This window comes from Weissella cibaria (assembly GCF_004521965.1).
Taxonomy (GTDB): Bacteria; Bacillota; Bacilli; order Lactobacillales; family Lactobacillaceae; genus Weissella; species Weissella cibaria_A.
Window position 1 is genome coordinate 1 of record NZ_SDGK01000028.1, and the last position, 15235, is coordinate 15235.

At 45.6% G+C, this 15235-nt stretch carries 15 protein-coding genes; all 15 read left to right on the forward strand.

The features are described 5' to 3' along the window. Positions 1-237: 237 nt before the first annotated feature. Positions 238-1728: a helix-turn-helix domain-containing protein gene (locus tag EST42_RS04200; protein WP_134644348.1), complete on the forward strand. Its 1491-nt coding sequence runs from the start codon at positions 238-240 to the stop codon at positions 1726-1728. Between the two features lie 213 nt (positions 1729-1941). Then, positions 1942-3513, forward strand: coding sequence for a hypothetical protein (locus EST42_RS04205; RefSeq protein ID WP_134644349.1), 1572 nt, complete (start codon positions 1942-1944; stop codon positions 3511-3513). 13 nt (positions 3514-3526) lie between these two features. Beyond that, the gene (locus tag EST42_RS04210; protein WP_134644350.1) at positions 3527-4210 is read left to right on the forward strand and encodes a WxL domain-containing protein; all 684 of its coding nucleotides are present in this window, start codon (positions 3527-3529) and stop codon (positions 4208-4210) included. Between the two features lie 2 nt (positions 4211-4212). After that, positions 4213-5181 (forward strand): DUF916 domain-containing protein, encoded by a 969-nt coding sequence (locus tag EST42_RS04215; RefSeq protein WP_134644351.1) that lies wholly within the window; start codon positions 4213-4215, stop codon positions 5179-5181. A gap of 347 nt (positions 5182-5528) precedes the next feature. Continuing rightward, positions 5529-5912 (forward strand): hypothetical protein, encoded by a 384-nt coding sequence (locus EST42_RS04220; RefSeq protein ID WP_134644352.1) that lies wholly within the window; start codon positions 5529-5531, stop codon positions 5910-5912. Beyond that, complete coding sequence (locus EST42_RS04225; protein ID WP_134644353.1) at positions 5890-6852, forward strand: lectin-like domain-containing protein; 963 nt, start codon at positions 5890-5892, stop codon at positions 6850-6852. The genes EST42_RS04220 and EST42_RS04225 overlap by 23 nt, the downstream gene beginning before the upstream one ends. Then, positions 6846-7076 carry a hypothetical protein gene (locus tag EST42_RS04230; RefSeq protein WP_134644354.1) on the forward strand — a complete coding sequence of 77 codons (231 nt, stop codon included), beginning with the start codon at positions 6846-6848 and terminating at the stop codon, positions 7074-7076. The genes EST42_RS04225 and EST42_RS04230 overlap by 7 nt, the downstream gene beginning before the upstream one ends. Then, positions 7039-7344: an LPXTG cell wall anchor domain-containing protein gene (locus EST42_RS10485; RefSeq protein WP_167711093.1), complete on the forward strand. Its 306-nt coding sequence runs from the start codon at positions 7039-7041 to the stop codon at positions 7342-7344. The genes EST42_RS04230 and EST42_RS10485 overlap by 38 nt, the downstream gene beginning before the upstream one ends. Positions 7345-7474: 130 nt before the next feature. Further along, positions 7475-8677, forward strand: a complete 1203-nt coding sequence (gene coaBC / locus EST42_RS04240; protein WP_134644356.1) for a bifunctional phosphopantothenoylcysteine decarboxylase/phosphopantothenate--cysteine ligase CoaBC — start codon at positions 7475-7477, stop codon at positions 8675-8677. A gap of 3 nt (positions 8678-8680) precedes the next feature. Then, positions 8681-9847, forward strand: coding sequence for a hydroxymethylglutaryl-CoA synthase (locus EST42_RS04245; protein WP_134644357.1), 1167 nt, complete (start codon positions 8681-8683; stop codon positions 9845-9847). Between the two features lie 86 nt (positions 9848-9933). Further along, positions 9934-10173, forward strand: coding sequence for a hypothetical protein (locus EST42_RS04250; protein ID WP_134644358.1), 240 nt, complete (start codon positions 9934-9936; stop codon positions 10171-10173). A gap of 71 nt (positions 10174-10244) precedes the next feature. Then, positions 10245-10685 (forward strand): nucleoside 2-deoxyribosyltransferase, encoded by a 441-nt coding sequence (locus EST42_RS04255; protein ID WP_134644359.1) that lies wholly within the window; start codon positions 10245-10247, stop codon positions 10683-10685. Between the two features lie 135 nt (positions 10686-10820). Next, entirely contained in the window at positions 10821-11711 is an 891-nt protein-coding gene (locus EST42_RS04260) for an N-acetylmuramoyl-L-alanine amidase family protein (protein WP_134644360.1), read from the forward strand. Between the two features lie 287 nt (positions 11712-11998). Then, complete coding sequence (gene hisS, locus EST42_RS04265) at positions 11999-13309, forward strand: histidine--tRNA ligase (protein ID WP_134644361.1); 1311 nt, start codon at positions 11999-12001, stop codon at positions 13307-13309. Positions 13310-13314: 5 nt separating this feature from the next. Next, on the forward strand, positions 13315-15120 hold the full coding sequence (gene aspS, locus EST42_RS04270) for an aspartate--tRNA ligase (protein ID WP_134644362.1): 1806 nt from the start codon (positions 13315-13317) through the stop codon (positions 15118-15120). Positions 15121-15235 lie beyond the last annotated feature (115 nt).

Sequence of the window (15235 nt, forward strand, 5' to 3'; positions counted from 1 at the left end):
CGAACCCTGGATGCCGGTGTGAAAAACCGGAGTCTTAACCGCTTGACCAATGAGCCATGAAATTCGTTAAACGCGTACTGCCTTTAACAACAGATAATAATATACCAGATGACAAAATAACGTGCAACACCCAATTTCAAAAAAGTCGAAATTAATTCATTTTCGAACAATAAGTCTCTCCCCCTTGCGAGGGCATGCCCCTTTCCGTACACTGATAGATAGACGGGGGACAGGGGTATGATGACTGCAAGTTGGGTATTAGAGAAGCAAGATCAAGATAAATTACGGCTATGTCAATTTTTAACAAATCAGCTGGCAGATTTTATGACAATCCGACATCTTTTAGCTGAATTGGGGTGGACAAGGTATCGGTTTGGCCAGGCTTTGGCGGGGTTACAACAAGATTTGCAAACGCTATGGCCGGATCAACCACCTGCTTTTGCATTAGATGCGTCGCGTCGTGGCATCATAGTTGATCATCGTGTGTTGCTGGACATTAAGCGATTAACGCATGAGTATCGGCAGCAATCGTTAATTTGGGCGTTGTTAGGTGAAATTTTTGCTGAAACATTTGTTTCATATGAAGTGTTTGCTGAAACTCATCATACAACCGTGCCGATTGCCAGGGCGACCAAGAAGCAAATTGCGCTGGTTTTGGCACGGGTGGGCATTACACTAACGCGCCACAATGCATTGATCGGTGATGAAACGACTATTCGCGTGTTCTTCTTTGGTCTCATGCGGGAAGCGTATATTGATCAAGAGATTCCGTTTCCGACGGAGATGCGGATTAGAGCTGAAGCGGCGGTCACTGAAATTTTAGCGCTATACCAATTGCCGGAACGTGAAACAACGAAACAAGCCATTCGAATGCAATTTGCCATTTGGTACTCACGACTAGCTAACCACCACGCCATTATGGCAACAGAAATGCCACTGCTCTTTGTCCCGTTTACCAACTGGGATGAACAGCATCGGCAGATTCACGCGGGATTGGTTATGATGATGCGTCATTTTGTTGATTTACCCAATGCGGTCTTAGCACGAGAAGCGGAGTATGCGATTGCCTCAATGTATGTGGCTGGTTTTTTAGGGCCGATTCCAGAGGCTTTGTTGACCGAGACGGCAATACGAAAATTACAGCCCTTCACGACCATCATGCAAGCGGAATTTGAAACGGTAATGCACCAGCCACTTGAGTTTGAGACTTTAAGCAAAATGATGGCGTTGCTATCACCGACGCATGTACGTTTATTGTATTTCAGTCATTTGGGATTTCGACCGATGCCAGATGTCGTCCGGGCGAAACAACGATTTCCACTTCAGGCCCAAATCATTCTAACGGTCATCGCTAAGCTATCCGTGGTGCTCAGTGTTCCCGAACAAGCTTTATTGAGTGTTTTGTTTGAAGAGTATTTAACGGCTATGATTCAAACGGTAGCGACTACGAAATTGTTGCCGAAAATTAAGGTGATTGTTGATATGAATAATCTACCTAATTTGGAAGCCTTAATTGTTAGCCGGCTGGAACAGACCCCATTGGTAAACATTGTGGTTAGTCATGAAGCCATGTTGCAGGCCGATTTTTATATCTCAGATATTGAAATCGCCGGTTTGAAAAATGCGACACCGTTCATTTGGTCGCATTATCCAGATGAAAACGAATTTAATAAGTTTATTGAAAAAGCAATCGACTTAACTGTCCACCGGATGACGGCAACAGATTAGCCTGAGTAATGCCAACTCAATGACAGGGTTTATACCAACTGCCATTGAGTTGGCATTTTATTTTTGTGCGTACTTTCAGTAACCGCTAGGGCTACCGTTTGTAAGCGAGATTTTTTTAAACGTTTTTGAAAAATATGACGTGGAGCGGACAATTAACATCCGATAAAGTTAAACATGTCAACGAAACCAAACGCAAACAAGGGGGACGTGAGAATGACTTTAAATTGGCTATATAAGGTGGTGATAACAATATGGAGTGTACTGTCAATCGTAGAGTACGTGGCAGCAGATGAAGATAATGTTGAAACCATGCGGGAATTTGAAACCGCATGGAATCAAGATAGACCGAATCAAGTCATTCGGCTTGATGGTGATGTGCTTAATGATACATCGACGGTACTTGTCACGCGTCGTCAGTCGGTCACTATTGTTGGGGATGGACATGAATTATCATTGACTCCAATTGGCGAAGCGCAGCAACGTAAGACGTTGCATAGCACAGCAACGGTTACGCTGAGTCATGATTTTTGGTTGAAAGGCCCTGGTAATCAACCGCTTGTGCGTGCTGATCAAATTATCACATCAGCGGATAGTAATGTGGCGATTACGCCGGGCCAGAATGGCACAATGTTCGAGGCGAATGACATTTTAATTCAGGGACAGTTAGCATTGCACGGAATGGGTGGTGATATGTTTACGGCCAATCGCATTGTGTTGGCAACAGGAGCGTTCGTCGAAGCGTTTGGTCAATTGAATGCCCATGTATTCCGGACGTCTAGTCAACAGGGTGAAGTCTTAGTTGAACCAGAGGCCGTTTTGTCCATTTCAGTCATGAATCGAACGACGACGGATCGAATTTGTGCGCCAATTGCGAGTAATTTTAAACGAATAACCATCCAGGGCGGTCATGTTGAAGTGAATACAATCGGGCCAGGCATCTATTGGAGTGCTGGTGATGACGCAATGTGGCGGGTAACGGATCAAGGGACACTTCGCTTAACAAGTACTGGGCAAATTCCGGTGCTTGAAAAGGCGGCTGATGGAACCAGTCGGGGTGGTGTACAGGTTATGCCAGATAGTAATTTTTACGTAAGCGGTCAGGGACCGGCGCTGATTGCCTTCCCAAAATCAACCTTATTGAAAGTTTTACGGCCGGCAACGGTGCAATTGACTAATCGCGCAGGACAACCAATTTTCCAACGGGGGTTAGCGATGATTGATTTACAACAAATTAATGTACGAGGTCGTGGCATTGAAATTGGGGAATTTCAGCATACCGACGTCTCGCAATTTCGCATTAAAGGTCGCGGTAAAGGGATAACTGACGCGCAAATTGGGCGACCGGCTAGTGATTGGCTGGCACAAGTATCGGATTTAGCATTAACAGCCAGTTCGCCGAAACTAGCGTATGAACCAGTAAAAATGTTGGTTCAAGCTGCAAATTTTGGGGATAACCATCAAAAAATATACGGTGAAGCTTTAGCAATCGCTGCACAACCACGCTCAGGAATTATCACGCTACTGGGGAGTAACTTGAAATCTTGGGTTGTCCAAGCACGTTTAAAGCAGCCACTGACACATATCAGCACGGCGTATCAATTACCAAATGCGTTGCGATTTAACGAGGTTGTTTTGACAGGGGATTATCAAAACGTATTAGTAGGTAGTGGCACTGGTATACGAGATTTAGGGGCAACACTACAATTTGAGGCCTATGACTTAGTACGAGTGGGATCGTATCAAGCACAGGTGTCATTAAATTTGGTCGCGGGACCAACAAATTAAAAGGGGAAAAAAGATGAAAAAACAATTTAGTTTAGGAATTTTGGCTGTTTGTACGGGGTTGACAACTGCGGGCGTTGGTTTTGCAGAAGAAAACATTGAGGTTGAAACACAAGCGTTGGTTGGCTTTGCAGGGACAGAAACACCGGTGGCCATTGGCCACGTTGATCCGGAATCGCCTCGCGAAACGGATCCACACGCCCCGGCAAATTTACGGACAACCCCAATGCCACTGACATTAGATTATGCATCACGCTGGCAATTTGATACGCAAAAAATGAGCTTAGTTGACCGAACATATACGGCCAAGCAAGATGTTTTTGCTGGGCGAGCGGTAGCAAATCACGTTCAGGTAACTGATCAACGTGGCCAATTGGATGGCTGGGACTTGCAGGTTCGCCAAAAGACACCTTTTGTCCACGGAAAGGGAGTGGAATTGAAAGGCGCCAAACTGCAAATTGACCGGGTGACCAGTAAAAGTGCGGTAACCGATACAACTGTTTTGACAGCTACGAAAAAAATGGATTTGAATCAGGCGTTTATGCGTTTGGCACATGCAAAACCAGGTGATGGTTATGGGACGACCGCGATTTCATTGGGCGAGGTGTCATTACACGTGCCTGGTCAAATGAAGAAATTATCAGGAATTTACAACAGTACGATTGTATATAAGTTGTTAGCAGCACCGACAGGAGAATAGAGATGCACAAATTAAAATGGTTACGGATCGTCATTGCACTGATGGTCGGTGTTGTATTTAGTGCAAGTGAAAAAATGTCAGCGAATGAATTGTCGTTTGGTGTACAAATCGAAACGTCTGAGAATCAACGACACGCGACGGCCGGCTATTTTGATTTGATTTTAGCGCCTCGTCAAAAGACGCATGTTCAGGTACAGCTAACGAATCCAACTGATCGGCAAGTGAAAGTCGGGGTTCGCACAGCAGCGGCTACCACAAATGCAAACGGTGTTGTAGATTATGAGACGAGTCGGAACAAAAAATGGACACGTATGGTTCACGTAGCGGATGCGGTTACATTACCGCCAAAGAGTTCGCAAGTTGTTTCGATTGCCATCAAGATGCCGGGAACGACTTTTCCAGGTGTGCGGGCGGGTGGCTTGACGTTTTATGAGTTAACGAATAATCAGCAAAGAAATCCATCAGGGATGCAAATCAAGCAAGAATATTCATACACGGTTGCGTTGCTGGTCCGAAATAATGAAAAACATGTTGCGGCCCATATGCGTGCGGACGGGATGACACTGAAACGACAGGATGGCCAAACAGCTTTAGTCCTACGACTACGTAATCAATCGCCAATTTTTCACCAAGGAATGATGATTCAGACCCGCGTTTATCGTGGCAAACAGTTAGTGACGAGTGAGACCCGACGCAACTTGCAATTTGCGCCTAGTAGTCGTTACGACCATCGCACGTCGGTGGGACAATTGCAGCCTGGACGTTATCGTGTCGAAACACAGGTAACAACAGACAAAGGTCGATGGACGTTTACTAACCGAGTTCGGGTGAATGCGATGGCGGCGATCACGAGCCAGAAAGATGTCGTGAAGCATTGGCCGGTTTGGTTAAAACTTGCTTTGATCATTATTGGTGGCCTGCTTACATTAATTGGTTGGCTACTATGGTTGTTAATGCGACGTCAAAAGTAAACAAAGAAGCAATAAGAAATGATTAAAAACCCACGAACTGGAAAAAGTTCGTGGGTTTTTAACCTTTATTCGCACTTCCTGATGTCCATATTTGAACACTTATATTTTAACAACAAAAGTCACAATTCCCAAATAGAATGTTTGCGAAAGATTTCTAATTTTTGTAACAATTGTCACAATTCACTCAGCGAAAGCTACCATATCTGTCGCTCCTTTGTCCGGGTAAGCACACAAACGTTTTTTATACTGACGGTATAGCGCAAGAACTAATGTGATGATGATAAAATTATGAAAGAAAATATTGTGGCAGATGCACGTTTGCGAAAGATGGCGGTGGCAAGGAATGGTTGATTCACGGGGCGGCAACCCTGGCGATGCTTGGTGGCATCGCCGCGGCGCCACAAACTGAAACTGTGACTGAACGGGTCGATGATTTGGTGCAAATTGTTTTGCAAATGGTAATCGCCCCCGCTGAGGCCGCAACGGTTTCCGGCGTAACGATTGATAATGCCAAAGAAGTGTCAAGCCGAACAACAACGTCTTCCGGTGACAAAACAGCGGATTATCTAGTTAAAGGAAGCGCTTACTACCAGTGGAATAATTCATCTGGAAAGACAACGTGGTATGGACTGTCGAACGGTCAAAATCAAACCGGGCTGGTTGTTTATAACACGGCGTTGGATACCTCAAAAGATTTTACGGCTAGTGGTGCCTTTTATATGGCCAATTAGCTCTGGCACTGCCGACTATAGTGGTATTTTGCTGTCATCTATTTTGCCAAATTCATTGGGTAGCGGAACATGTGGTGGCCTTGGTATTACAGGCATTAAGAACGCCATTCCATTTGGAATTGACATGTATAACAACGGGACGACTTATAAAGACGCCAGTGGGACGTACCCAATGGTGGGTATTTGTAGGACGAACTCATCCGGTAATTTAACACAAGCAACCAGTGATTCGAGTTTGACCTCAGGGAGTGGTGTGTCAAGTGTGCCTGCATCTAATGCGCCCAGCGGAATCGGCAGTGGGGATGGTGCTGCCTGGACGATTAAATACACAGTTAGCAATAAAACGTTGACATTTTCTTTGGGTGGTAAGGTCACGAAAACAATGACAATCAATATGACCACGATGCCCTATTTGTTATTTGCTTTGATCGGTTCAGCAGGTGATAAATCAACTGAAATGACGTCATCGATTGCCCAAGTTTCCGGTACAAAGGCCTCAATGACAGTGTCAGTGACGTATAAATATACGGCTGACAACGTCCTTAAGACGGGGACAACTTTAGCGGTTGGAGACGGTCAATCGGTGGGAATTAACAATGCTTCTCCTGTAGCTTCAAGTGATACATATAGCTATGATGCACCGAAGATTACAGGGCATAACATCAGTTCAGCAAATGATATTACGGTTAAGGTCGGGTCAGGGACAACGCTAAGTTTGACTTTGGTGTACGCATCGGCCTTACAAGAAGCGACGGTGATGACGTCAGGATTGGTCGGTAACGGTGCTAGTGGGACGACTACGTATAAGGGCACGACTGGTGGCAAAATTAGTATTTCAGATAGTAGCTTGACCAAGGCGGGTTACACGTACAAGGTCACGGCGCCAGTTTCCAATGAAAGTGGTGTGAAAGCGCACAGACAGCACTCGAAAAGGTGCTAGCTGATACTGGTGCGACGGCCTTAAAGAATAGTGTGCCGGCGGACATGTCTGACACGATTAAAGATGCTTGGAATCACTTAGCGGATTTGCAGGCTAAAGCATCTCGTGGCGAAGCAACGACGGCTGACGTTGTTGCAACTACTAAGGCACTAGCCGATGCTATCGGCCAAAATAATGGTATTGTGAGTGGACCACAGACGCGCCAAGCACAACAAAAATCCTAAACTGGCAACGTTGGGGGGCTACGTATCAACCGACGATGCCACGTTAACTACAGCGGTCCAGGCAGGCTACACAGCTATCCGGAGTGGGTACTTACCATATACAAGGGCAGATATGCTGCCATATACGGCTAACCGGGTGCTACCGGACACTGGGCAAAACACGATGAGTTATTTAACAGCAATCGTGGTCTTCCTGTTTGCAAGTAATCTGGTTATGTTGGTTATGTTGTTTGCAGCGCGCCGTAAGCGTGAGGCTGAGGAAAATTAATTGAGAAGTGAAACGAGGACTGTCGGAGACGATGGTTCTCGTTTTCCACTTATGTAATCCGTAAGATTTCTATTCATGGTAAACTTAATGTGGTTATTTTTAAGTAAAACGCTAGAAGGAGCAGCACGGCATGTTTACCGATAAAAAGATTGTGTTAGTTGTCAGCGGTGGTGTCGCGGCCTATAAGTCAGCGATTTTTGCCCGCTTGTTGATGAAGGCGGGGGCAGCCGTTCGCATTGTGATGACACAGGCCGCAACTGAATTTGTGACGCCAAAGACGTTTGAAGCCTTGACGCAGCAGCCGGTTGTGACCGATTTGTTCGATGCGCACAATGACAGCGTCATTGCACATGTGAGTTTGGCAGATTGGGCTGATTATATTTTCGTGGTCCCTGCGACGGCTAATATTTTGGCAAAAATGGCGGCTGGCATTGGTGATGATGCCGCAACGTCAGTTCTATTAGCTCGGCATACCCCAGTTATTGTGGCGCCGGCAATGAACGTTAAAATGTATGAAAATCCGGCAACACAACGTAATTTAGCAACGTTGCGTGACGATGGGGTGATTGTACTGGAACCAGCTGAAGGTCTTCTAGCTGAAGGTTATGCTGGTAAGGGTCGTTTGCCGGAACCGGATGAGATATTAGCCTTGGCAGAATTAGCGATGCATCAGCGAGCGGGTCGACTAACGGGCAAGGAGATCCTTGTCTCGGCCGGTGGGACCATTGAACCAATTGATCCGGTTCGCTTTATTACGAACCGGTCGTCAGGGAAGATGGGGTATACGATTGCACAAGCCGCAGCAGAGCAAGGGGCTAACGTGACACTTGTGACATCATCCGATTTGCCAGCTCCGGCAGGTGTACAAACGGTTCATATTCAGTCTGCCCGTGAATTGTTGGCAGCGATGACCGAACGGTTTGATACGGCAGATGCTGTGATTATGGCGGCAGCTGTTTCAGACTATCGCGTGGCAACGCCAGCTGATCAAAAGATGAAAAAAGATGCGGCCAATCCGAGGTTAACTTTGGAATTGGTTGAAAATCCGGACATTCTGGCGACCCTTGGTGCGAATAAAACCCATCAGTACTTGGTTGGGTTTGCAGCTGAGACGCAGGATTTAATTAATTATGCGCAACAAAAGCTAATAAAAAAGAATGCGGATATGCTGATTGCAAATGATGTCTCAAAGGCCGAAGTTGGTTTTGGTTATGATACGAATCAAGTGACGATTTTGACACGAGATGCAAAACCAGAGACCTTGCCTTTGCAAACGAAAATTGCATTGGCTCGTGAAATTATGCGACGTGTGACAGAAGCGGTAAAGGATTAAAAAATGGCACAAATTGGAATTGATAAGATGAGCTTCTTCTCACCGCATCAATATATTGATATGACTGAGTTGGCAAACGCTCGTAATGAGGAACCTGGTAAATACTTGATTGGGATTGGTCAGACGCAGCAAGCGGTGGTGCCACCAACGCAAGACGTTGTGACGATGGCTGTTAATGCGGCAGATCAAATTTTGACCCCTGCTGAGCGTGAAGAAATTGACACTATTATTTTTGCGACTGAATCAGGCATTGATAACTCAAAGTCGGCCGCGGTTTATGCACAACGGTTGTTGGGGTTGAGCCCATACGTCCGTACAATTGAAATGAAGCAAGCGTGCTATGCCGGTACTTACGGTTTGATGCAAGCACGGGATTACGTTGCCTTGCACCCGGGCGCTAAGGTACTGGTCATGGCGTCAGATATCGCCCGTTATGGTCTCCGTACCCCGGGTGAAGTTACACAAGGGGCTGGTGCGGTTGCCATGTTGGTGACTGAGAATCCGCGCCTTTTAACGATTAATCGGGACAACCAATTTATGTCGCGTGATGTGATGGATTTCTGGCGCCCAGTTTATGCCGAAGAAGCGTTGGTTGATGGTAAGTATTCAGCCGAAGTTTATCGTGAATTCTTCCGTGACTTGTGGGCTCGTTATAAGGACAAGACTGGTTTAGCTATTGATGACTTCAAGGCATTTGCATTCCACTTGCCATTTACTAAGATGGGGTTGAAGGCCTTACGTGATATCTTGCCTGAAGCAGACGAAGCGAAACAAGCATTGTTGTTGACGGAGTTTGAAGCCAGCCGAGTTTACAACAAACGCATTGGAAACTTATATACGGGTTCGGTTTACTTAAGCTTGTATTCACTGTTAGAAAATTCAACGACCTTAACGGCTGGTGATCGTTTGGGAATTTTTTCTTATGGTTCAGGTGCAGAAGGTGAGTTTTATTCAGTTGAATTACAACCTAACTTCCGCGATGGTCTAGTGACCGGTCAAATAGATCACTTGTTTGATTCACGTGAGTACATGACGATTCCGGATTATGAGGAAAACTTCATGGCCGGGTTACACGGTGCAGCTGATCGCGAATTTGATATCACTAAGGATCCAGCCAAGTTTGTGTTGGCTGGCTTGAAGCATCAACAACGCGTGTATTTAGCACACTAATAACGCGAAAAAATCAATAATTGTGCGAGGGTTCATCAAACGCACTGGGTACACTAATCGCAAACGACTAGTCAGGGGGAGTGCCTATGCAGCGACATGAACTACAGATTGGTGATATAGCCCATTGTGATGCTTCAGCAGCGATTGACTGTCCGTTTATCGGCAAAGTGATTCGCTGTGACACAAACGATTATGAAATGGAAGTCCTATTTATTCCGGAATTGACTCGTGAAAATGTCGCATTACTTCATACACAACAACGGGTCGCCAAGACGGCTTTGCAACCGTTCATGAATAAGCGAGATTTACCATCAATGAAAGGTTGATTGTTCGGTATTTGTCGGTTAAACTAACTGGGTAACACAAAAAAATCTGTAATTAGTTAAGAGGGAAAATTATGAAACGCGTTTACTTAGCCGGGCCATTTTTTGATGATGACCAAATTGATCGTATTGAACGGATGGAAAAAGCACTTGCAGCCAATCCAACGGTTTCCGAATTCTTCAGTCCACGAACTGAACAACACGATGAATTTGAATTTGGTTCAAAGGAATGGGCAAAAGCAATTTACAAGGGCGACAAGGATCATCTTGATCCAGCCGAAGTTGTCATTGCGGTAATCGACTACGAGGGTGAACACGTTGATCCAGGAACTGCCTGGGAGATTGGTTACTCAGAAGCAGCCAAGAAGCCTGTGATTTTGGTGAAAGAGAAGGAGGGAGGCATCAACTTAATGATGTCAGTTCCTGCTCACGCTGTTATTACAGACGTTGCAGAAGTTGCAACGTACGACTTTGATGCCTTGCCAGCGAACGAATGGGAAGGTAAGAGTTTCTAATTTGGTTAAGCCTACCAGTGGTTAGCGGCACTCACAGCAAAGTGGGAGCCGTTTTTTTCTTGCATTGGCCATTGAACTGATTAACGCTGTGCTAAACTAAACAGATACGAAACAGAACTTGAGAGGGTATTGTTCATGCGAAAAATTGGCCGGTTGTTGTTGGCGTGGCTCGTGAAATTTTGGATTCCACTCGCCATTACTATGGGGATGCTTGGTGTCGCAGTCGCAGTTACCACAGTAATGCTATACAAACAACAAATTACAGTACAAATCCCGAATATTACAATTCGAGAAAAGAAAGGAGTTGCCGGTACGCCGATATCAGTGTTGAAGCAAGGCGAACATTTACAAATTTTAGCCAAGGATGATGGTTGGTATGAGGTGCGCCGTGAAGATGAGTCGACCGGTTGGGTAGCTGGCTGGCTATTAGAGCGTAATGAGCCTTTAGATAAGATTACGCCGTTATCAGAATCGACAATTGTTTTGGATCCTGGTCATGGTGGGTCGGATTCCGGTGCAATCTCAAATACTGGCAAATTTGAGAAGACCTATACTCTCCAATTGGCACGGCGGGTGGCTAAGACGATACGTCAATCGGGGGCGCGGGTGATTATGACGCGTGATTCGGACAAAATCGTGTATCTGTCAAAAATTCCGCAAGTGGTTGAAAAGAACCATGCTGATTTGTTTATTTCATTCCACTTCGATTCATCCCCAGAAGCGAACGAAGCGAGCGGCTACACGACGTATTATTACCACAAAACAAATGGTTCTAAGCAACTTGCGACAGCCTTGAATAAAGCCATGGCGCCGACTATGCCACTCACTAATAAGGGTGTTGCCTTTGGTGATTTCTTGGTTATTCGAGATAATACGGTGCCTGCGGTATTGCTTGAAAATGGGTACATTAACTCAGATACGGACTTCAAACAGATTAAGTCCGTGAAAACACAGGAAAAAATTGCCAAGGCAATTCTAATCGGTCTGGAAAATTATCTTGATCAACGGGCGAAAAATGCCCAGTAACTTGACGTTGACTACTTTCTATAAGATAATGTCTTTCATAGATAGAACCGATGAGAAAGCAAACTTATTTTAGACATGTTTAGCGAGCAGGGTTTGGTGAGAGCCTGTCATTGTTAGGATAAGGGGACACTTTTTAGGTCGCAGCAATGCGCGTGTTGCCACGTTACGGCATGAGACCAAATTCAAGGTGGTACCGCGCTTAAAAGGCGCCCTTGACGATACGAGCGTATCGTCGAGGGCGCCTTTTCCGTTTTTGCACCATCGGATTAATTGAGAGGAATTACGATATGGCTAAGCAATCATTCCAAAAGCCAAAGGGAACATCAGATTTGTTGCCCGGTGAATCATTTAAGTGGCACTACGTTGAAGAAACAGCGCGTGTGTTGTTTGGTGACTACCAATATTCAGAAGTACGGACACCAATTTTTGAAAGTTTTGATGTCTTTGCACGTTCGGCTGGCGATACATCTGACGTGGTGACGAAGGAAATGTATGATTTCCACGACAAGGGTGATCGTCACGTTGCCTTGCGTCCGGAAGGAACCGCGGGTGTTGTGCGGGCATTTGTTGAAAATAAATTATTTGGACCTGAGCATCAAAAGCCATACAAGATGTTTTATATCGGACCAATGTTCCGTTATGAACGGCCACAGGCAGGGCGCATGCGTCAATTCCACCAGATTGGGGTGGAAGCATTGGGGTCAGACTCACCAGCACTAGATGCTGAAGTGATTGCAATGGCCGTTGATTTCTTCCAAACGTTGGGTGTGACGAACTTGAAGGTTAAGATTAACTCATTGGGTGATAAGGAGTCTCGTGAGAACTATCGCCAAGCGTTGATTAATTTCTTAACGCCTCATTTTGATGAGCTTTCAACTGATTCACAAACGCGTTTGGAGAAGAACCCATTGCGTGTACTGGATTCTAAAGATGCCAAAGATCAAGCGATTGTTGCGGATGCACCATCGATTTTGGATTATTTGACAGAATCAGCGCAAGCCCATTGGGACAAGGTGCAAACATACCTTGAGGCAATGGGAATTGACTATGAAGTGGATGCCAACGTGGTTCGTGGGTTGGATTATTACAATCACACGATCTTCGAAGTGATGACACAATCTGAAGCGCTGGGTCGTGGTTGGACAACGATTACCGGAGGTGGTCGCTATAACGGTTTGGTCGAAGAATTCGGCGGACCAGAGATGCCGGGGGTTGGCTTCGGAATCGGTTTGGAACGTTTGATGTTGCTGCTTGAATCAGATGGGGCAACGTTGCCTGAACAAGCACCGCTTGATGTGTACGTTGCCAACACCGGCGACGGGACTGATGTGGTTGCCATGCAAATGGTACAAGCGGTTCGTTCATTTGGCTACAGTGCTGAGCGCGACTACCAAGATCGTAAGTTAAAGGGGCAATTCAAGTCAGCTGATCGACTTGGTGCCCGCTTTATGATTACGATTGGTGAGCGCGAGTTGGCTGAACAATCAGCTAACTTGAAGAACATGACGAGTGGTAAGGAAATTATGGTGAAGTTGGCCGAACTATACACCGGGCTGCCAGAATTTATTGAAGACGAAGAAGTTACAGAAGAGGATTAAGAGATATGAAGCGTACAAACTATGCAGGCTTGATTGATGAAGCCTACCTTGACCAAACTGTCACGTTACAAGGATGGGTGCAGAAGCGCCGCGATTTGGGTGGGTTGATTTTCGTTGATTTGCGTGACCGCGAAGGAATCGTACAATTGGCATTTTCAGAAGAAATTAACGCTGAAGCATTGGCGGTTGCCGAAAAGATGCGTTCAGAGTTTGTGATTGAAATTGAAGGAGTAGTTCGTTCACGTGCAGAAGGTGCCGTTAATGATCACTTGAAGTCAGGTAAAATTGAAGTCCAAGTGGCTAAGGCAACTATTTTGTCTGAAGCGAAGACAACGCCTTTCTACATTGAAGATGACATCAATGTTTCTGACGAATTGCGTTTGAAGTATCGTTACTTGGATTTGCGTCGTCCTGAGATGCAAAAGAACTTGCGTATCCGCTCCAAGATTACGGCGGCCACGCATGAATTCTTGGATGCCAATGGCTTTATCGATATTGAAACGCCCTATTTGGCTAAGTCAACGCCAGAAGGTGCGCGTGATTATTTGGTACCTTCACGTGTCTACCCTGGTTCATTCTATGCTTTGCCACAATCACCACAATTGTTTAAGCAATTGTTGATGGGTGCAGGCTTCGACCGTTACTACCAAGTTGCTCGTGCCTTCCGTGATGAGGACTTGCGTGGTGACCGTCAACCAGAATTTACCCAACTTGACGTTGAAATGTCATTTATGACGCAAGACGAAATCATGGCTTTGGTTAACGAGTGGGTTGCTGCAATCATGAAGGAGACGGTTGATGTCGAGTTGAACACGATCGAAATTCCAGTATTGGACTATGCTGACGCCATAGCTCGTTTCGGAACTGACAAGCCTGATATGCGTTTCGGGATGGAATTGCAAGATTTGTCAGACTTGATGGCTGACTCAGAATTTGGTGTCTTTGCAAATGCGGTCAAGAACGGCGGTCAAGTTAAGGCAATCGTCGTGCCTGGTGGGGCCGATAACTACTCACGTAAGGATATCGACAAGATGGCCCAATACATCGAACGTTTCGGTGCGAAGGGATTGGCGTGGTTGAAGATTACTGACGAAGGCATTACGGGACCAATCGCAAAGTTCTTGACGGCCAAGGGTGATGCGTTGTTAGCACAAACTGAAGCAAAGGTCGGCGATTTGATTTTGTTCGCTGCAGATTCAGCAAACATTGTTTCAGCAACATTGGATGCTTTGCGTCGCATGACTGCTAAGGAAATGGACTTGATCGATGACACCAAGTGGGCCTTTGCATGGGTTGTTAACTGGCCATTGTTTGAGTACCAAGCTGAAGAAGATCGCTGGATTGCAGCTCACCACCCATTCACAATGCCAAATGAAGAAGATTTGCCATTGTTGGAGACGACAGATGGTGCGCACCAAGCACACGCACAATCATACGATCTAGTTTTGAATGGTTACGAATTGGGGTCTGGTTCAATTCGTATTCACCGTATGGATATTCAAGAAAAGATGTTGTCAGCCCTTGGCTTTACCAAGGAAGCTGCCCACGATGCCTTTGGCTTCTTGCTTGAAGGAATGGAGTATGGCTTCCCACCAATGGGTGGTATTGCATTGGGACTTGACCGTCTTGCCATGTTATTGGCTGGTCGTGACAACATTCGCGAAGTCATTGCATTCCCTAAGAACTCAAAGGCCACTGAGCCAATGACTGAGGCACCAACACCGGTTGCACAAGCCCAAATCGTCGATGATCTTGGTTTGACGGCACCTGTTTACGCAGATATTGAAGCGCCTAACATGTCTGAAGAATAATGACGACCCAAAACGCTCGGAACTTTTCGTTCTGGGTGTTTTTTTGTTTCAAAAATGGAATATAAAAAAATCAGACTTTCATATTTTATTCACAAAATGAAACTATACTTTAATA